The organism is Spelaeicoccus albus (assembly GCF_013409065.1).
In the GTDB taxonomy this organism is placed as follows: Bacteria; Actinomycetota; Actinomycetes; order Actinomycetales; family Brevibacteriaceae; genus Spelaeicoccus; species Spelaeicoccus albus.
This window is the reverse complement of the sequence record NZ_JACBZP010000001.1, coordinates 3,086,414-3,106,222: the sequence shown is the minus strand read 5'-3', so window position 1 is coordinate 3,106,222 and position 19,809 is coordinate 3,086,414. Positions and strand designations below refer to the sequence as shown.

The 19,809-nt window shown below is 67.1% G+C and carries 15 protein-coding genes and 1 tRNA gene; 13 read left to right on the top strand and 3 right to left on the bottom strand.

Going from position 1 to position 19,809, the window contains the following annotated elements; translation table 11 throughout:
- Window positions 1–25 precede the first annotated feature (25 nt).
- From hisI to pyk, 11 genes are all read left to right on the top strand, one after another.
- Window positions 26–394, top strand: a complete 369-nt coding sequence (gene hisI / locus BJY26_RS14415) for a phosphoribosyl-AMP cyclohydrolase (RefSeq protein WP_179428913.1) — start codon at window positions 26–28, stop codon at window positions 392–394.
- The gene (locus tag BJY26_RS14410) at window positions 391–1,911 is read left to right on the top strand and encodes an anthranilate synthase component I (RefSeq protein WP_179428912.1); all 1,521 of its coding nucleotides are present in this window, start codon (window positions 391–393) and stop codon (window positions 1,909–1,911) included. The genes hisI and BJY26_RS14410 overlap by 4 nt, the downstream gene beginning before the upstream one ends.
- A gap of 11 nt (window positions 1,912–1,922) precedes the next feature.
- On the top strand, window positions 1,923–2,576 hold the full coding sequence (locus tag BJY26_RS14405) for a Trp biosynthesis-associated membrane protein (protein WP_179428911.1): 654 nt from the start codon (window positions 1,923–1,925) through the stop codon (window positions 2,574–2,576).
- Window positions 2,577–2,631: 55 nt separating this feature from the next.
- Window positions 2,632–2,904: an HGxxPAAW family protein gene (locus BJY26_RS14400; protein WP_218852431.1), complete on the top strand. Its 273-nt coding sequence runs from the start codon at window positions 2,632–2,634 to the stop codon at window positions 2,902–2,904.
- A gap of 52 nt (window positions 2,905–2,956) precedes the next feature.
- Window positions 2,957–3,748, top strand: coding sequence for an indole-3-glycerol phosphate synthase TrpC (gene trpC / locus BJY26_RS14395; protein ID WP_179429985.1), 792 nt, complete (start codon window positions 2,957–2,959; stop codon window positions 3,746–3,748).
- Window positions 3,745–4,971, top strand: coding sequence for a tryptophan synthase subunit beta (trpB, locus tag BJY26_RS14390; RefSeq protein ID WP_179428910.1), 1,227 nt, complete (start codon window positions 3,745–3,747; stop codon window positions 4,969–4,971). Before trpC ends, trpB begins: the two co-directional genes overlap by 4 nt.
- Window positions 4,968–5,774 (top strand): tryptophan synthase subunit alpha, encoded by an 807-nt coding sequence (gene trpA / locus BJY26_RS14385; RefSeq protein ID WP_179428909.1) that lies wholly within the window; start codon window positions 4,968–4,970, stop codon window positions 5,772–5,774. The genes trpB and trpA overlap by 4 nt, the downstream gene beginning before the upstream one ends.
- Window positions 5,764–6,912: a prolipoprotein diacylglyceryl transferase gene (lgt, locus tag BJY26_RS14380; protein ID WP_237248798.1), complete on the top strand. Its 1,149-nt coding sequence runs from the start codon at window positions 5,764–5,766 to the stop codon at window positions 6,910–6,912. The genes trpA and lgt overlap by 11 nt, the downstream gene beginning before the upstream one ends.
- Window positions 6,913–7,093: 181 nt before the next feature.
- Window positions 7,094–11,698 carry a glutamate synthase large subunit gene (gltB, locus tag BJY26_RS14375; RefSeq protein WP_179428908.1) on the top strand — a complete coding sequence of 1,535 codons (4,605 nt, stop codon included), beginning with the start codon at window positions 7,094–7,096 and terminating at the stop codon, window positions 11,696–11,698.
- The gene (locus BJY26_RS14370) at window positions 11,691–13,157 is read left to right on the top strand and encodes a glutamate synthase subunit beta (protein ID WP_179428907.1); all 1,467 of its coding nucleotides are present in this window, start codon (window positions 11,691–11,693) and stop codon (window positions 13,155–13,157) included. Before gltB ends, BJY26_RS14370 begins: the two co-directional genes overlap by 8 nt.
- A 22-nt stretch (window positions 13,158–13,179) precedes the next feature.
- On the top strand, window positions 13,180–14,682 hold the full coding sequence (pyk, locus tag BJY26_RS14365; protein WP_179428906.1) for a pyruvate kinase: 1,503 nt from the start codon (window positions 13,180–13,182) through the stop codon (window positions 14,680–14,682).
- A gap of 100 nt (window positions 14,683–14,782) precedes the next feature.
- Here pyk and BJY26_RS14360 read toward each other — a convergent pair whose 3' ends face one another.
- Together BJY26_RS14360 and BJY26_RS14355 are read right to left on the bottom strand one after the other, a co-directional pair.
- Window positions 14,783–15,268: a peptidoglycan-binding domain-containing protein gene (locus tag BJY26_RS14360; protein ID WP_179428905.1), complete on the bottom strand. Its 486-nt coding sequence runs from the start codon at window positions 15,266–15,268 to the stop codon at window positions 14,783–14,785.
- A gap of 216 nt (window positions 15,269–15,484) precedes the next feature.
- Window positions 15,485–15,569, bottom strand: a tRNA-Leu gene (locus BJY26_RS14355).
- Between the two features lie 283 nt (window positions 15,570–15,852).
- Between BJY26_RS14355 and BJY26_RS14350 the strand changes: the two genes are divergently transcribed.
- Window positions 15,853–16,461 (top strand): ANTAR domain-containing response regulator, encoded by a 609-nt coding sequence (locus BJY26_RS14350; RefSeq protein ID WP_179429984.1) that lies wholly within the window; start codon window positions 15,853–15,855, stop codon window positions 16,459–16,461.
- Between the two features lie 59 nt (window positions 16,462–16,520).
- Here BJY26_RS14350 and BJY26_RS14345 read toward each other — a convergent pair whose 3' ends face one another.
- Window positions 16,521–16,973 carry a hotdog fold thioesterase gene (locus BJY26_RS14345; RefSeq protein ID WP_179428904.1) on the bottom strand — a complete coding sequence of 151 codons (453 nt, stop codon included), beginning with the start codon at window positions 16,971–16,973 and terminating at the stop codon, window positions 16,521–16,523.
- A 23-nt stretch (window positions 16,974–16,996) separates the two neighbouring features.
- Here BJY26_RS14345 and polA point away from each other — a divergent pair, with 23 nt between their 5' ends.
- On the top strand, window positions 16,997–19,735 hold the full coding sequence (polA, locus tag BJY26_RS14340; protein ID WP_179428903.1) for a DNA polymerase I: 2,739 nt from the start codon (window positions 16,997–16,999) through the stop codon (window positions 19,733–19,735).
- Window positions 19,736–19,809 lie beyond the last annotated feature (74 nt).

Here is a 19,809-nt window from a genome sequence, read left to right as displayed (position 1 = left end):
GCCGCCGACCTGGGATGATGGAGGGGTGACTTCTGCACCGACTCTCGACGAGGGCCTCGCCGCCCGGCTCAAACGCGACGCGAACGGTCTGGTGGCGGCCATCATTCAACAGCACGACACCGGCGAGGTGCTCATGCTCGGCTGGATGGACGACGTCGCACTGCACCGGACGCTGACCGGCGGCCGCGTGACGTTCTACTCGCGCTCGCGTCGCGAGTACTGGCGCAAGGGCGATACCTCCGGCAACGTGCAGTGGGTCAAATCCGCAGCCCTCGATTGCGACGGCGATGCGCTGCTGATCACCGTGGACCAGGTCGGACCGGCCTGCCACACGGGAACCCGGTCGTGTTTCGACGGCCGGTCGCTGGACGTCGTCACGGGGTCCCGCCCATGACCCGCGAACTGGGCGGGGAGAGCCTGACGGCCGAGGACTTCCGCGGACTCGCCGCCACCCACCGCGTTATTCCGGTGACCAGGCGGCTCATTGCCGACGCCGAAACCCCCGTGGGGCTCTACCGGAAACTCGGCGGCGGTCGCCCCGGAACTTTCCTGCTGGAATCGTCCGGCGGCGGCAATTGGGCACGGTATTCGTTCATCGGCGCCGGATCGGTTGCCACGCTGACCGAAAAGGACTCCCGCGCCCACTGGATCGGCCGCGTGCCGGAGGGTTTGCCGGTCGAAGGCGACCCGATCGAGGTGGCGCGCGCGACAATCGACGCGCTGGCCACTCCGCGGCTGGAAGGACTGCCGCCGCTCACGTCCGGCCTCGTCGGCTTTTTCGGCTGGGACGCCGTCCGGCGCTGGGAAACTCTGGGCTCCGGGCCGGCCGACGAACTGGGCGTGCCCGAGATCGGGCTGATGCTTGCCTCCGAATTGGCGGTCTTCGACCACCTCGAAGGCACTGTCATGCTCGTCGCGAACGCCATCAACATGGACAATACCGACCTGCGCGTGGACGAGGCCTACCGCGACGCGGTCTTGCGTCTGGACTCCATGACGGCCGCCGTGACGGTGCCGGCCGCTCCGACAGTCGCGGTCGCCGACGTGACGGCCACGGCGTCGGCGGACAACCGGACGCCGCACGCCGATTACATTGCCGCCATCGAGCACGGCAAACAGGCGATCGTCGACGGCGAGGTGTTCCAGGTGGTCCTGGGGCAGCGCTTCGACATCGGCTGCGCCGCCGACCCGCTCGACGTGTACCGGATCCTGCGCGGGTCCAATCCGAGTCCGTACATGTACTTGCTGTCGATGGCCGAGCCGGACGGCACGCCGTACCAGATCGTCGGGTCGTCTCCCGAAGCGCTCGTCAAGGTCACCGGCAGCGAAGCCATCACGCACCCGATCGCCGGATCGAGGCCGCGCGGCGAAACGCCGGAGGCCGATCACGAGCTGGGCGTCGAACTGCTTGCCGATGCCAAGGAACGATCCGAGCATCTGATGCTTGTCGACTTGTCGCGCAACGACCTGTCGAAGGTGTGCGTGCCGGGCACCGTGGAAGTCGTCGAGTTCATGGAGATCGAACGCTACAGCCACATCATGCACCTGGTCTCCACCGTCGTGGGCCGGCTGGACGACGGCCGCAGCGCTTTCGACGTTCTTGCCGCGGCGTTCCCGGCCGGCACTCTCTCGGGGGCGCCCAAACCACGCGCGCTGAGGCTGATCGACCGGCTCGAACCGGCCGCGCGCGGTATTTACGGCGGAGTCGTCGGATATTTGGACTTCACCGGAGATATGGACATGGCCATCGCCATCAGGACAGCGTATTTGAAGGGCGGCACGGCGCACGTGTCGGCCGGCGGCGGCATCGTCGCCGATTCGGTGCCGGAATCCGAGGTCGCCGAATCCGAGAACAAGGCGGCCGCAGTGCTACGCGCGATTGCCGTTGCGGAAACGTTGCGCACGCCATGACGGGAACCCGCATGACACCGGGACGGCAAAAGGCAGTCGCCGTCGCCGCGCTCCTGCTGCTGGCAGGCGCCTTGTTCGTCGTGTCCGGGCGCACCTGGCTGACCGCCGAGGCCTCCTCACCGGTCGGCGCGACGTCCGCCGTCGCCGTGACGGGTACGCAGGCCACCGCGGTGCTGCCGGCGGTTGCCGCGGCGCTGGCCGCCGCCGCGCTGGCGTTGTCGATCGCGCGGACCGTCGCCCGCATCATCATCACGTCGATCATGATCGTGCTGTCCGGCGCGTGGATCGCCACTGCGGCGGCTGTCGCGGCCCGGCCCGGGACTGCGGCGTCCGCCCAGGTCCGGGACACGACCGGCCTCGCCGAATCGGGCGAGCACGCGCAGCTGACGGCCTGGCCGGTCGTTGGCATCGTCCTTGCCGCGTTCGTCGTGCTGGCCTGCGCGGCAGTCCTCGTGGCCGGACGGCGCTGGACGTCGGGCGGCACGCGTTTTGAACGCGCGGGCGCGCACGACCCGGTCGGCGATGCACGCGGCGGTCCGAAGATCGGCCAGGAGTTTGGCCAAGAGTCCGGCACGGAGTCCGGCACGGAGTCCGGCGCCGACGACGACCAGCTCGACCCGTCGACGACGTGGGACGCACTGACACGCGGCGACGACCCGTCCTGAACCCGCTGCCCGGACATGCGATAATTGTCAGGAGACTGGCCGAAGAAGGAGAACCATGAGTGACAGCACCGCCGACACCTCGCAGCCCATCGATCCCAGGGAGGCCGCGCGACTCGACCCGGGGCACGGCAATACCGTCGCCGGGTGGACGACGGTGTTCACGATGCTCGTCGGGTTCATAGTGCTGGCCGTCGCGTTTTTCTTGAACTCGCAGTTCGTGCTGTTGGCCGGCATCGGAGTAGTCATCATCCTGATCGGCCTCATCGCCGGGCTGATCTTGAAACTTGCCGGCTTTGGAGTTGGTGGTCATCGCACCAGGCAACACTGAGACGTCCGCCGAGCAAAGCGCGGGACGGCGCAGCGCAGCCGAGTCGGCCGGCGTGCTGAGCGAAATCATCGACGGCGTCCGCGACGATCTGGCAGTCCGCCGCAGCCGCACGACCGAGGCGGAGCTGAGCCGGCGTATCGCCGACGTGCCGCCGGCGTTGGACGCGCACGCGGCGCTGACGGCCACCGACCGGATACGCGTGATCGCCGAAGTGAAACGGAAATCTCCGTCCAAGGGCGACTTGGCGGCAATCGCCGACCCGGCCGAGCTGGCCGGGCATTACCGGGCCGGCGGCGCCGCCGCCGTCAGCGTGCTGACCGAGGAACGCCGCTTTTCCGGAAGCCTTGCCGACTTCGACGCGGTCCGCCGCGCCGTCGACATCCCGCTGCTGCGTAAAGACTTCATGGTCACGGACTATCAGATCCTCGAGTCACGCGCCCACGGCGCCGACATCGTGTTGCTCATCGTGGCTGCGTTGGACGATGCCGAGCTCCGCGGCATGCTCGAACTCGCCACGTCGCTGGGCATGACGGCGCTCGTCGAAACCCACACTCCGGAGGAAATCGCTCGAGCCGTCAGCGCAGGCGCCCGCGTGATCGGTGTGAACAACCGCAATTTGAAGACCTTACACGTGGATCCGGGCATGTTCGACGCTCTCGCGTCGTCCCTGCCGGCCGGCTGCATCACGGTGGCGGAATCCGGCATCACCGGAGTGGCCGACGTCCAGCGGTTCGCCGCGGCCGGGGCGGATGCCGTGCTGGTCGGCGAGGCCCTCGTCACCGGGGGCGCCCCTCGGGCCGCGGTCGCCGAATTCTCATCCGTGCACAAGACTGGAAACCGATGACCGAGAAGATCCACTACCCGCCGCACGACGGGCCGTACTTTGGCGAGTACGGCGGCCGGTTCGTGCCCGAAGCGTTCGTTGCGGCGCTCGACGAAATCGAGACGGCGTACGAAAAGGCGTCGGTCGACCCGGAATTCCACGCCGAGCTGAAAAAACTGCACGAGACCTACACGGGCCGGCCCAGCATCATCACGGAAGTGCCGCGGTTCGCCGAGGCCGCCGGGGGAGCGCGCATCATTTTGAAGCGCGAGGACCTCAACCACACCGGCTCGCACAAGATCAACAACGTGCTCGCCCAAGCGCTGCTGGTCAAGCGGATGGGCAAGACCCGCGTGATCGCCGAGACCGGCGCCGGCCAGCACGGCGTCGCCACCGCCACGGCGGCGGCGCTGCTCGGCCTCGACTGCACCATCTACATGGGCGCCGAAGACACCCGCCGGCAAGCGCTCAACGTGGCCCGAATGCGGCTGCTGGGCGCCGAGGTCGTGCCCGTGACCGCCGGCTCGCAAACCTTGAAGGACGCCATCAACGAGGCATTCCGCGATTGGGTCGCCTCGGTCTCCACCACGCACTACCTGATCGGCACGGTCACGGGCCCGCACCCGTTCCCGGTGATGGTGCGCGACTTCCAAAAGATCATCGGCGAGGAAGCGCGCGAGCAGGTCACCGAGCTGACCGGTGCGCTTCCGGACGCCGTGTGCGCCTGCGTGGGCGGCGGTTCGAACGCCATGGGCATCTTTCACGCGTTTATTCCGGACGCCGGCGTCAAACTCTTCGGCTTTGAAGCCGGCGGCAAGGGCATTGCGTCCGGCAAACACTCGGCCACCATCAGCGGCGGCTCGCCCGGCGTCCTGCACGGCACCCGGTCGTTCATCATGCAGGACGACGACGGGCAGACGAAGGAATCGTATTCGGTGTCGGCAGGACTCGACTACCCGTCGGTCGGGCCCGAGCACGCCTACCTGTCGTCGATCGGCCGAGTGGAATACCGGCCGGTGGACGACGACCATGCCATGAACGCGTTCGAGCGGCTGTGCCGCACCGAGGGGATCATCCCGGCCATCGAATCGGCGCACGCCTTGGCCGGCGCGCTCGACATCGGCCGGGAGCTGGGCCCCGGCGCCGTCATCCTGGTCAGCCTGTCGGGCCGCGGCGACAAGGACGTCGAGACTGCCGCCCGCTGGTTCGATCTGTTGGACGACGAGCCGGGAGAGGGAGCATGAGCATCCGCACCGCCGAAGCCATCGACGCTGCCCGGGCCGCCGGGCGCGACGCAGCCCTCATCGGCTATCTTCCCGCCGGTTTCCCCGACGTCGACACCTCGATCGAGGCGGCCGTGGCGCTGGCTCGGGCCGGTGCCGACATCGTCGAGATCGGCCTGCCGTATTCCGATCCCGGCATGGACGGGCCGGTGATCCAGCACGCCGCCGAACAAGCGCTTGCCGGCGGGGTGCGCACCAGCGACGTGCTGCGCGTCGTCGAAGCAGTTGCCGCCACCGGGGCGGCAGCCGTCGTGATGACCTATTACAACCCGGTGCTGCGGTACGGCGTGAAGTCGTTCGCCCGTGACCTGGCGGCCGCCGGCGGCGCCGGTCTCATCACTCCCGACTTGATACCCGAGGAAGCCGGCGAGTGGATGGCGGCCAGCCGGGACCACGATCTCGACAGGATTTTTCTCGTCGCGCCGTCTTCCACTCCCGAACGTCTGGCATTGACGGCACGGGCGGCAAGCGGATTCGTGTACGCTGCCTCGACGATGGGCGTGACCGGCACGCGCGCCACAGTCGACAGTGAGGCCAAACGCCTCGTCGCCGATACGAAGGCGGCCGGCGCCGAGCGCGTGTGCGTCGGCCTGGGCGTGTCGACGGCCGAGCAGGCGCGTGAGGTCGCGTCGTTTGCGGACGGCGTCATAGTAGGATCGGCGTTGGTGCGGAGCCTGGGGGCGGACGGCGTGGCGGCCATGGCCTCCGTAGCCGGGGAACTGATCGCCGGATTGTCGACGAGCGAGGACACGAGTGCGCACTGAACGCCTACTGGCCGAAATCCCCAGCCCGTCGTGGAGCGGTTTTTATATCGGCAAGTTCGAGATCCACGCCTACGCCCTGTGCATCCTGCTGGGCATCGTCGTCGCATTATGGCTGACCACCCGCCGGTGGAAGCGACTTGGCGGCACCGAAGACCAGATGTGGGACATTGCCATCTGGGCCATTCCGGCAGGCATCATCGGCGGACGGCTCTACCACGTCTTCAGCACGCCGGAGGCCTATTTCGGGCCGGACGGCGACCTCTGGCTCATTCCCCAGATCTGGCGAGGCGGCCTGGGCATCTGGGGCGCCGTCGTCCTCGGCGCCTTGGGCGCATGGATCGGCGCCAGACGCGCCGGCGTCCGGCTCCCCATGTTCGTCGATGCGGCAGCCCCCGGCGTGATCCTGGCGCAGGCCATCGGCCGTTGGGGTAACTGGTTCAATCAGGAACTCTTCGGCGAAGCCACGACGCTGCCGTGGGGCCTGCACATCGACTACCTCCTGGACGGAGGGATCAACCCGAACTGGCCGGGACCCGAATACGCGCCCGGCACGTTGTTCCAACCCACGTTCTTGTACGAGTGTCTGTGGGACATCGGCGTGGCGATAGTGCTGATTTGGCTGGGTCGCAAACTCAAATTCTCCTGGGGCCAGACGTTCTGGATGTACGTCTGCCTGTACACGGTCGGCCGGGTCTGGATCGAAATGCTGCGCATCGACAACGCCGTGCACATCCTGGGCCTGCGCATCAACGTGTTCACGTGCATCGTGGTGTTCATCCTGGGCGTCGTGTTCTTCTATCTCAGCTGGCGACGTCACGGCTTCGGATCCACCGACGGAATCTATCTGCCCGGCCGGGTTCCCGAGGGCGAAACGAACGTGCTGCCCTCGGCGTCGGAGATCCCGACCACCGGGCGGCGCCGGGCCGGCGTCCCGCCGACCGGCATGATCCCGGTCGTGCCCGAGGACAAATCCGGCGACGCCGAATCGGCGGAGCCTGCGGCCACCGAGACCGCCGAGACCGCCGACCCGGGCGAAACCGCCGGGACGCCGGACGACGCGGACATGGCGGGGGACGCGACGCCGGATGACGCGTCCGACGCGTCCGACGCAGCGCGCCGGCGCGACGACCGGGAGTGAGACGCACGTCTCACTGACCGGACAATTCCGGGGGCCGCACATCCGCGCGCGGTATTCTTTCTGCACACGGCCGTGAGACCCGCCGCCGTCGAATCGCTGCCGCAGCCGATCCATCGATCGCCGGCATCGTCGGACAACGTAGTCCGTCCACGATCGTTTCAGCTGACGGAGGACGGTAGAGATGACAGCGTTTTCAGCAGTTCCGCGCGCGACCGGACTCTACGATCCGGCCAATGAGCACGATGCGTGCGGACTTGCCATGATCGCCACGCTTCGCGGCGGACCGACGCACGCGGTCGTGGCGAACGCCCTGACTGCTTTGGGGAATCTCGAGCACCGCGGCGCCGTCGGCGCCGATCAGGGAACCGGCGACGGCGCCGGCATCATGCTGCAGGTGCCGCACGACTTTTTTACCGGCGTCGTCGACTTCACGTTGCCGGCGGCCGGTGACTACGCCGTGGGCACGGCGTTTTTGGATCCGGCAGACGCGGAGGCCGGTATGGACGCCGTCGCCGACCTTGCCGCAGACGAAGGGCTGCGAGTGCTCGGCTGGCGCAGCGTGCCGGTCGCGTCCGACGTGGTCGGCGAATCCGCCCGCACCGTGATGCCGGAATTCCGGCAGGTCTTTGTCGAACTCGACCCCGCCATCCCGGCCGATACCGATGCGTCCGGCCGACCCGACCCGATGGTCATCGAACGGCGCGCGTTCGCCGTGCGCAAACGCGCCGAGCATCGGGGCGTGTATTTTCCGTCCCTGTCGGCGCGCACCATCGTGTACAAGGGGATGGTCACGACGCAGCAGCTCGAGCCGTTCTATCCGGACCTGTCGGACGACGCGTTGACCAGCAAACTGGCGATCGTGCACTCCCGCTTCTCCACCAACACGTTCCCGTCGTGGCCGCTTGCCCAACCATTCCGGATGATTGCGCACAACGGCGAGATCAACACGGTACGCGGCAACCGCAACTGGATGCACGCCCGCGAATCGTCGCTCGCCTCGCCGCTGCTGGCCAGCCCGCGGTCGGACGGCTCGACCCGCGACATCGCGCGGCTGCTGCCCATCAACGCGCCCGGCGCCAGCGACTCCGCATCGTTCGACGAAGTGCTCGAACTACTGACCCTGTCCGGGCGGTCGCTGCCCCACGCCGTCATGATGATGATCCCGGAAGCGTGGGAAGGCGATCCGCTGATGGCTCCGGCCAAACGCGATTTCTACGAATTCCATTCGATGTTGATGGAGCCGTGGGACGGCCCGGCCTGCGTGACGTTCACGGACGGACGGGTCGCCGGCGCCGTCCTCGATCGCAACGGTCTGCGCCCGGCCCGCTATCAAGTCACCGACGACGGACTCGTCGTCCTGGCCAGCGAAGTGGGAGTGCTCGATCTCGACCCGGCGCACATCGTGTCCCGCGGGCGACTCAAGCCCGGCCGGATGTTCCTTGTCGACACGGTCGCGGGCAGGATCGTCAGCGACGAGGAGATCAAGGCCGAACTGGCCGGCGAGAAGCCGTACGGCAGCTGGCTGGACGCCGGCCGGATCCGGCTGGAGGACCTGCCCGACCGCGAGCACGTCGTCCACAGTCGTGCCTCCGTGACCCGGCGCCAACGCACCTTCGGGTACACCGAGGAAGAGCTGCGCATCCTGCTGGCCCCGATGGCGCGCGCCGGCGCCGAACCGCTCGGCGCCATGGGGTCGGACACGCCGATTGCCGTGCTCAGCGAGCGTCCGCGACTGATGTTCGACTACTTCGTGCAGAGCTTCGCCCAAGTGACGAATCCGCCATTGGACGCCATCCGGGAAGAACTCGTCACATCGCTCGCGGCGGGGTCGGGCAGTCAGCTGAACCTGCTGGGCGCCACCGCCGAACACTGCCGTCAAGTCATCCTGCCGTTCCCCGTGATCGACAACGACGCGTTGGCCAAGCTCGTGCACCTGGGCCGGCCGCCCGGGCCGGGACGGGCCGGCGTCATCGGCGACCGCACGGTCATCCTGCAAGGATTGTTCAAACCGGAAACCGGCGGCGTCGGACTTGCCCGGCGCATCGAGGAGATCTGCACAGCCGCAACGGCAGCCGTGGACGCCGGCGCGCAGTTCCTGGTGCTCTCCGATCGAGACTCGACCGCCGAACTGGCGCCGATCCCGTCGCTGCTGCTCACCTCGGCCGTCCACCACCACTTGATCCGTGAACGCACCAGAACCCGCGTGGGCCTCTTGGTCGAGGCCGGCGACGTCCGCGAAGTCCACCACGTGGCCGCCTTGATCGGCTACGGCGCATCGGCCGTCAACCCGTACCTGGCGATGGAATCGGCCGAAGAACTTGTCCGGGCCGGCCGGGTGGCGGGCCAGACGGCGGACGGCGCCGTGGCCAACCTGATCACGGCGCTCGGCAAGGGCGTCTTGAAGATCATGTCGAAAATGGGCATCTCGACAGTGCATTCGTACCGGGGCGCGCAAACGTTCGAAGCGTTGGGATTGAGCCAAGAACTCGTCGACAAGTACTTCACCGGCACGACCAGCCAGCTGGGCGGAGTCGGACTCGACGTGATAGCCGCCGAAGCAGCCTCCCGGCATGCCCGCGCGTATCCCGACAACCAAGCCGCGCGCGCACACCGCGGCCTCGACGTCGGAGGCGAATACCAGTGGCGCCGTGAAGGACCCCCGCACTTGTTCAACCCGCAGACGGTATTCCGGCTCCAGCACTCCACCCGCACGCGCAGCTACGACATCTTCCGTCAATACACGAACCTCATCGACGACCAGTCCGCCGAACTGATGACCCTGCGCGGGCTGTTCTCACTGCGCCGCGCCGACAAGCCCGTCCCGATCGACGAGGTCGAACCGGCCAGCGAGATCGTGAAACGGTTCGCCACCGGTGCCATGAGCTACGGCTCGATCAGCCGGGAGGCCCACGAGAATCTGGCAATCGCCATGAACCGGCTCGGCGCGAAATCCAATACCGGCGAAGGCGGCGAAGACATAGACAGGCTGCTCGACCCGGAACGCCGGTCGGCCATCAAACAAATCGCATCCGGCCGGTTCGGCGTCACCAGCTTGTACCTGACGAACGCCGACGACATCCAGATCAAAATGGCGCAGGGCGCCAAGCCCGGCGAGGGCGGCCAGCTGCCGCCGTCCAAGGTGTACCCGTGGATCGCGTCGACCAGGCACGCCACGCCCGGCGTCGGCTTGATCTCGCCGCCCCCGCACCACGACATCTACTCGATCGAAGACTTGGCGCAGCTGATCTACGATCTCGGACACGCCAACCCGGATGCCCGCGTGCACGTGAAACTTGTCAGCCAGATCGGCATCGGCGCCGTCGCGTCCGGCGTTGCCAAGGCGCGCGCCGACGTCGTCCTGATCTCCGGGCACGACGGCGGCACCGGCGCCAGCCCGCTGAACTCGCTGAAACACGCCGGCGTGCCGTGGGAGCTCGGTCTTGCCGAAGCGCAGCAAACGCTCATGCTCAACGGGCTGCGCGACCGCATCGTCGTGCAGGTCGACGGGCAGCTGAAGACCGGGCGGGACGTCGTCATTGCGGCATTGCTGGGCGCCGAGGAGTTCGGATTCGCCACCGCGCCGCTCGTCGTGTCCGGCTGCATCATGATGCGCGTCTGCCACCTCGACACGTGCCCGGTCGGCGTGGCCACGCAGAACCCCGAGCTTCGCGGACGGTTTTCCGGCAAGCCCGAATTCGTGATGAATTTCTTCACCTTCCTCGCCGAAGAGGTCCGCGAACACCTTGCCGCGCTTGGCCTGCGAAGCCTTGACGAGGCGATCGGGCGCCGCGACCTGATCGACATGCAACGAGCCGTCGACCATTGGAAGGCATCAGGACTCGACGTCTCGCGCATCCTTGAAAGCCCGATGCCCGGCGGCGCTGCGGTGCGGAATTTTCGCGGGCAGGACCACGACACGGCCTCACACTTCGACAGGGCGCTCATCACCGGTGCGGCCGACGTCTTCACCGACAGGCTGCCCGTCCAGCTGACCGGCACGGTGCGGAACACCGACCGCAGCGTCGGCACGCTGCTGGGCCACGAAGTGACGAAGACGTTCGGCGTGGACAGCCTGCCGGACGACACCATCGACGTGTCGCTGACCGGGTCGGCCGGACAGTCGTTCGGCGCGTTCATGCCGCCGGGCATCACGCTGCGACTCACCGGCGATGCCAACGATTACGTGGGCAAGGGGCTGTCCGGCGGGCGGATCGTCGTCATGCAGCACGCTGCCTCGTACTCGTCCGACAATGTGATCGCCGGAAACGTCGTCGGATACGGTGCGACGTCCGGGACCCTGTTCATCGCCGGGCAGGCCGGCGAACGATTCCTGGTGCGCGGCTCCGGCGTGACGGCAGTCGTCGAGGGAATCGGCGACCACGGACTCGAATACATGACGGGCGGCCGTGCGCTCATCCTGGGCACTGTCGGCCGGAACTTCGCGGCCGGGATGTCCGGGGGAGTCGCCTACCTGCTCGACTTCGACACCCGCAAGCTGAACAAGACGGCCGTCGCCACCGGTGCGCTGCACGTCAGCGGCCTCGACGGGCACGATCTCGAACTCGTCACCGGCTTGCTGCGTCGGCACGTCGAGTACACCGGCTCGCCGGTCGCCCGGTCATTGCTGTCGGCTGCCGGCGGCGCCGAACTCGCCGCGCGCATGACCAAGGTGATGCCGCGCGACTACGCAGCGGTCCTGGAAACGCGGAGCCAGGCAGAAACGGAAGGGCTTGACCCCGACGGGCAAGTGGTGTGGAAACGGATATTGGAGGCAACCCATGGCTGATCCGCACGGATTCTTGACCACCCGCGAGCGCGAACTGCCGGCCCGTCGTCCGGTGCCGGTGCGCCTGATGGATTTCCGCGAGGTCTACGAAGCGCAAAGCCACTCCCAGCTGACACGTCAAGCCGGCCGGTGCATGGACTGCGGAGTGCCGTTCTGCCATACCGGCTGCCCGCTGGGCAATCTCATCCCGGAGTGGAACGACGCAACCTGGCGCGGCGACGAATTCGAGGCGATCGAACGGCTGCACGCCACCAACAACTTCCCCGAATTCACCGGCCGCGTGTGCCCCGCTCCGTGCGAACCCGCATGCGTCCTGGGCATCAGCCAGCCGCCCGTGACAATCAAACAAATCGAGCAGTCGATCATCGACAGGGCCTGGGACCACGGCTACGTCACGCCCCACGTGCCCGACCGGCTGACCGGCAAGACCGTGGCGGTCGTCGGCTCCGGGCCGGCCGGCCTCGCCGCCGCCCAACAGTTGACCCGCGCGGGACACACCGTCGCCGTGTTCGAACGGGAAGACCGCATCGGCGGGCTGCTGCGCTACGGCATCCCGGACTTCAAACTGGAAAAACGTCTGGTCGACAGGCGGCTCGAGCAGATGGAGGCCGAGGGCACCCGGTTCAAACCCGGCGTGAGGATCGGCACCGACATCTCCTGGCCCGAGCTGCGTGCTCGGTACGACGCGGTCATCATCGCGACCGGTGCCGGTGTCCCGCGAGACCTGCCGCTGCCGGGACGCGATTCCGACGGCATCATGTACGCCATGGACTACCTGACGCCGTCCAACAAGGTGCGCGCCGGCGACGAGCTTCCGGGCCGGGTGACCGCCGAAGGCAAACACGTCATCATCATCGGCGGCGGCGACACCGGCTCGGACTGCCTCGGCACGGCGCTGCGCGAAAAGGCCGCCTCCGTCACCACCCTGGCCATCGGCACGCGCCCGCCGGACGATCGCCCGGACCATGAGCCGTGGCCGATGACTCCGCGCATCTTCGAAGTCAGCACGGCCCACGAAGAAGGCGGCACCCGCGAGTTCTTGGCATCGACTGTGGAATTCGTCGCAGACGACTCGGGACACGTTCGCGCGCTGCGCGTGGCCGAGACCGAGATAGTGGACGGCGTCCGTCGCGCAGCGCCGGGCACCGAAACGGAACTCCCGGCCGACCTGGTGCTCATCGCCCTCGGATTCTCCGGGCCCGACCGCGCCGATCTGGACGCCGACTTCAGCGGTCCGCACGCGCCGTCCGATCCGCGCCCCATCGACAGGGACGACGAATTCATGTCCGAAGTGGACGGCTTGTTCGTGGCGGGTGACGCGGGCCGGGGACAGTCGTTGATAGTGTGGGCAATCGCGGAAGGGCGAGCGTGCGCGGCCGGAGTCGACAAATGGTTGACGGGCGAGACGCAGTTGCCGGCCCCCGTACGGCCTACCGACCGGGCGATTTCGCTGAAATGACGACTACCGAAAGTAAGTGAGAATGAGACGCGCAAAAATCGTAGCGACCCTGGGGCCGGCAACATCGAGCGCCGAGCAATTGCGAGCACTCGTCGATGAGGGCCTGGACGTCGCCCGGTTCAATTTGAGCCACGGAGACCACGACGAGCATGCGGCGGTGTACGCCAATGTGCGCCGCGCCGTCGAGGAATCCGGCCGCGCCGTCGCCGTCCTGCTCGACCTGCAGGGCCCGAAGATCCGGCTCGGACGATTCGCCTCCGGACCCGTCGACCTGGCCGAGGGCGACACGTTCACCATCACGACCGAAGAAGTGCCGGGCGACAAGGACCTGGTCGGCACCACGCACAAGAATCTGCCGCAGGACGTCAACGTGGGCGACCCGCTGCTCATCGATGACGGCCGGGTCCGCCTCCGCGCCACCGCCGTGACCGATACCCGCGTGACGACAGTCGTCGAGATCGGCGGCGAGGTGTCCAACAACAAGGGGTTGAACCTTCCGGGCGTGGCCGTCAGCGTGCCGGCCATGAGCGAAAAGGACGAGGACGACCTACGGTGGGGCCTGCGCACCGGCTTCGACTGGGTCGCCATGTCGTTCGTCCGCGACGCCGCCGACGTCACCCGCATTCACGAGATCATGGAAGAAGAAGGCGTCCTGCTGCCGGTGATCGCCAAGATCGAAAAGCCGCAAGCCGTCGACAACCTTCCCGAGATCCTCGACGCGTTCGACGGCATCATGGTCGCTCGCGGCGATCTGGGCGTCGAGCTGCCCCTCGAGCAGGTGCCGATCGTGCAAAAGGACGCCGTCATGCTGGCCCGCCAGCAGGCCAAGCCCGTCATCGTGGCCACCCAGATGCTCGATTCGATGATTCAAAACGCCAGGCCGACCCGCGCCGAGGTATCCGACTGCGCCAACGCCGTCCTGGACGGCACCGACGCGCTCATGCTCTCGGGTGAGACGTCCGTCGGCGAATACGCCGTCGATGCCGTGCGCACGATGGCCCGCATCATCGAATCGACCGAAGAGCACGGGCTCGGGCGGATCCCGCCGCTGGGCACCGAGCCGCACACCCGCGGCGGCGCCATCACCAAGGCGGCCGTCGAGATCGGCGACAACCTCGACGTGGGCCTGCTGTGCACGTTCAGCCAGTCCGGCGATTCGGTGCGCCGGATGAGCCGGCTGCGTCCGGACTTGCCGTTGCTGGCATTCACGCCTGTTCCCGTCGTGCGCAACCAGCTGGCGCTCAGTTGGGGCGTGCAAACGTTCCTGGCCGAGCAGGTCAAGCACACCGACCAGATGGCCAGGCAGGTCGATGAGATCCTGCTGGGCAACGGCGAGGCGCAGGAAGGCGAACTCGTGATCATCGTGGCCGGTTCGCCTCCCGGCATCACCGGATCGACGAACGCGCTGCGGGTGCACAAGATGGGCGACGCCATCAAAGGCGTGGCTCCGGCCTACGCCGACGATTCGGACGCCCACCGGGCCACCGAGGGGTACCGCGCCGACGAAGGGCGCCGCCCCTCCTGAGGCGTACCCGTCGCCGAAATGACTACTGCGAGGCGGGCCTCCTTTCGAGGGTCCCGCCTCGCAGCTTTTCCGGCGACCGGTTCGACCCGCTGTTCAGCGCTTAGACGTACTTCAGGCCGACCGCCGTTTCGAGGGTCGCATTCATGGCGTGCAGCGGAACGGCCCACGTGTGGTCGCCGACGACGCCGTCGACCTCGACATGGCCCCAACGCTGAAACGCCTCGACGGAGGCCCGGGTCTTGGGCCCGAACTTTCCGTCAATGGGCCCGGGAAGCGTGCCCCAATCGTCCTTGCCCTCGCTGAGCACTCTTTGAAGATCGTGGACGACGTCGCCGTCCGCGCCCTCCTTCAACAGCGGCATCGGCCCGCCGTCCGGCAGCGCGTGCCACGTGTGCGGGCCGACCACGCCGTCCACTTCCAGGCGGGAATCGGCTTGGAAGTCCTTGACGGCGGATTCCGTGTGCGGGCCGAATTTGCCGTCGAGTTCGACGCCGAGGTTCGGTGTGCGACGTAGCGCCCGTTGCGCCCTGAGCACGACGGACCCGCTGTCGCCGATCCTGATGGTGGGCTGTCCGGGGTTCGACATGGGATAAATCCTCTTCTTCGTGAATTCGGCCCGCGGGGGAGTGCGCGCCGGCGGCCGCTCCGGCCGTATCCGTGAGCATAGATGTGACTTACCTCACGCACAACGGGTTATTCCGCGTCGGTGTATGACGTGCAATAGGTCTACGCGGAAGATATGACCCCACGCGGAACCGGCGCGGCAAATGGGATGGAACGCGTCGGGAGAAAGAGTAAACGGTGGTGCCGGATGTGGGACTTGAACCCACACGTCTTTCGACAACGCATTTTGAGTGCGCCGCGTCTGCCAATTCCGCCAATCCGGCTGATCTCGTGCTGATGTGTCGGCCCCAGGCAATCGGGCCGACACAAGCATACCGAATCGTGGCAGCCGATGAGAACCGGGGAGCCCGTACTCGTCTCGGTGCCGCGCAAATGTGGCTAATCGCACTGCTGCCAGGAGGCGACCTGCGTCGACGGGGGTGGGCCTCTCAGTTTAGGATAAGGATCGTGACTGAAGACTCCGCAGCCAAAGACGCCGCGACATCCCCCGAGACCACCGATGCCCTCGAGGCCGATTCGGCTTCCACCGAAGCCGGTCCGGCATTCGTGACGGCCGAGGAAAGCGCTGCTCACCCGGTGCGCCGCGTTGTCGTTGCCGAAGACGAGGCGGTCATCCGTCTCGACATCGTCGAAATGCTCCGCGAAGTCGGATACGACGTGGTCGGCGAGGCCGACGACGGCGAGTCCGCGATCCGGCTGGCCGAAGAGCTCCGGCCCGACCTGGTGGTGATGGACATCAAGATGCCCGTCCTCGACGGCATCAGTGCGGCCGAGCGCATCACCAAGGCCCGCATCGCCCCGGTCGTCCTGCTGACGGCGTTTTCGCAGCGCGAGCTCGTCGAACGTGCGCGGGACGCCGGAGCCATGGCCTACGTCGTCAAGCCGTTCACGGCCAACGATCTGGTGCCTGCCCTCGAAATCGCGTTATCGCGTCACAGCGAGATCAACGCGCTCGAGGACGAAGTGGCAGACCTGCAGGATCGCTTCGAGACCCGCAAGCTCGTCGATCGGGCCAAGAGCATGCTGATCACGAACATGGGGTTGACCGAGCCGGATGCTTTCCGCTGGATCCAAAAGACGTCGATGGATCGGCGCCTGACAATGCGCGAGGTCGCCGAAACGGTGATCGACCAGGTCGGCAAGAAGTCCGGCTGAGCCTCCCAGCGCCGTCCTGACCAGCGCCGTCCTGACCAGCGCCGTCCTGGGCATGCGGTCTAGTGACCCGGCCCCGCGGCGTCGCGCACCAGATTGGTGATGCGGATCGTCGATGCGAGCTTTCCGTCCTCGTCGCGCACCTCGACCCGATGCGTCATCAGCGTGCCGCCGACGTGTACGGGTGTCACAGTCCCGGTCACGCGGCCGCTTCGCACGCCGCGCGAGTGACTGGCGTTCAACTCGATGCCCACCACGTGCTTGCCCGGCCCGGCTGCCACGCTTGCCGCCATCGACCCGAGCGTTTCGGCCAGCACCACGTGCGCGCCGCCGTGCAGCAGCCCGTACGGCTGCGTATTGCCCTCGACGGGCATCGTTGCCACCAACCGATCGGGAGCGGCCTCGATGAATTCGATCCCCATTCGATCGCTCAACGTGCCGACGGACCGTTCGTTCAGATGAGCGAGAACTGCGTCGGCATCGAACTCGCCGGGGGCTTCGTACACGGAACTCATGTCCTTGAGCTTAGGCTGTCAGGGTGAGTACCTCAGCACACGGCCCTCAGCCCGAACAGACGTCTACGCTCTTGTTGATCGATGGGCATTCGCTTGCGTATCGCGCGTTCTACGCCCTGCCGACCGACAACTTCCGCACCGCGACGGGCCAGTACACCAACGCCGTCTACGGGTTCACGTCCATGCTCATCAATGTGCTGGGCGCCGAGGCTCCGACCCACGTTGCCGTGGCGTTCGACGTCTCGCGCGAATCGTTCCGCCAGACCGAATATGCCGAGTACAAGGCCGGCCGGGCCAAAACGCCGCCGGAATTCGCCGGACAGGTCGACCTCGTCCAGGAAGTGCTCGAGGCCATGAACATCTCCGTCGTGACCAAGGACGGGTACGAGGCGGACGACGTGCTGGCCACCATGGCCACGCAGGCCGCCGAGGCGGGCCTGAGCGTGCTCGTCATGTCCGGCGACCGCGACTGTCTCCAGCTGTCGAACGACAAGATCACCGTGCTGTACCCGAAAAAGGGTGTGTCTGAAATGGCACGGATGACGCCGGACGCCATTGAAGACAAATACGGCGTCAGCCCCGAAAACTATCGCGGCCTCGCCGCGCTGGTGGGGGAGAGCGCCGACAACCTGCCCGGCGTCCCCGGCGTCGGACCGAAGACCGCCGCCAAGTGGATCGCGAAGTACGAAGGGCTCGACGGGGTCATTGCGCACATCGACGAGATCGGCGGCAAGGTCGGCGAGAGCCTGCGCGAGAACATCAACAACGTGCTGCGCAACCAGAGGTTGAACAAGCTGCTGACCGACGTCGTGCTGCCGGTCGAGATCGCCGACACCGAGCGCCGCGCGCCGTCGCGGGAAGCCGTGCACCAGTTGTTCGATGCGCTTGAATTCCGGGTGTTGCGTGACCGGCTGTTCGCCGATTCGGGCCCGGACGAGAGCACGGCCGAGGCTTTCACCGTCGAGACCGAGAGGCACGGCCCCGACGGACTCGCCGCATGGCTGCAGGGCATCGGCACGCCCGCCGGCCTGGCCGTGTCGGGCACGTGGCGGCACGGCTCGGGCGATATCGACCTGTTGGCGATCGCACCGGCTGCGGGCACGGTCGACGCGGATGCGGGAAATGAGCAACCACGCGTGGGCGTCATCGACCCGTCCGCGCTGGACACCGAGGCCGAGAACGCGCTGGCGAACTGGCTGGCCGACGCGGACGTCCCGAAGGTCATGCATGACGCCAAAGGGCCCAGCCAAGCGTTGGCGGCCCGGGGACTGCCGCTGCGCGGACTGACCTGCGATACCGAACTCGCCGCGTATCTGCTGCATCCCGACCAACGGACCTACAAGCTCGACGACCTCGTCATGCGATATCTGGGCCGCACAATTGAAATCGACGAGTCCGACGACGGCCAGCTCAGTCTCGATCTCGACGGCGACGCCGCTGCCGACACCGCGCTCGGGTCGAACGCGGCCGGCGTCCGGGATCTGGCGAAGGCGCTGGACGGCGAACTGGAAAAAATCGGCGCGGCAGGGCTGCTGACCGACCTCGAACTGCCGATCCAGCGCGTGCTGGCCGGGATGGAGACCGCGGGAATTGCCGTTGACTCCGACCGGATCGCACGGCTCGAGGACATGTTCTCGGACGCCGCCGAAAGGGCTGCCGACGCCGCCTACGAGACGATCGGCCGCCAGGTGAACCTCGGATCGCCCAAGCAGCTGCAAGTCGTGCTTTTCGACGAACTCGACATGCCGAAGACGAAACGCACGAAGACCGGTTATACGACCGACGCCGACGCGTTGACCGATTTGTTCGCCAAAACCGAGCACCCGTTCCTGGCGCACCTGCTGGACTACCGCGACAACATCCGCCTGAAACAAACGGTGGAAGGTCTGCGGAAGGCGGTCAGCGACGACGGGCGCGTACACACCAGCTATCAGCAGACCGTTGCCGCCACCGGCCGGTTGTCGTCGACCGACCCGAACTTGCAGAACATCCCGGTGCGCACGACTGCCGGGCGGCAGATCCGCGAAGTGTTCGTGGTGGGCAAGGATTCCGGCGGCCGGGCGTATGAATCGCTGCTGACCGCCGACTACAGCCAGATCGAAATGCGCATCATGGCGCACTTGTCCGGCGATGACGGCCTGCAGGCGGCGTTCCGAGCCGGAGAAGATCTGCACAACTTCGTCGGCGCCCGCGTCTTCCACGTCGACGAAGCCGACGTGAGCGCGGAAATGCGCTCGAAGGTCAAAGCCATGTCCTACGGCTTGGCATACGGGCTCAGCGCGTTCGGGCTCTCCCGGCAGCTCAAGATCAGCGTCGACGAAGCCGGCGGTCTTCGGGACGAGTACTTCGCCAGATTCGGGGGAGTGCGCGATTATCTGCAGGACGTCGTGGAGCAGGCCCGGCGCACCGGGTACACCGAGACCATCAAGGGCCGGCGCCGCTACCTGCCGGACTTGACCTCGTCCAACCGGCAGCGTCGCGACATGGCCGAACGGGCTGCCCTGAACGCCCCCATCCAGGGGTCGGCGGCCGACATCATGAAGCTGGCGATGCTCGGCGTCGACGAGGGGCTTCGGCACGGCGAACTGGGCAGTCGGATGCTGCTGCAGGTGCACGACGAGGTCATCATCGAGGTCGCGTCCGGTGAAGCGGACGCCGTCGAAGAGTTGGTGCGCGACAAAATGGCGAACGCGTATTCCCTCGACGTGCCGCTCGACGTCAACGTCGGCCACGGCAAATCCTGGCACGAAGCCGCACACTGAAATCGCGGCGTCCTCGGTATTGCACTGCGAACCGGCGCGCGGGGTCGTTTGTGCGCGACGAGGTTGAATATTTG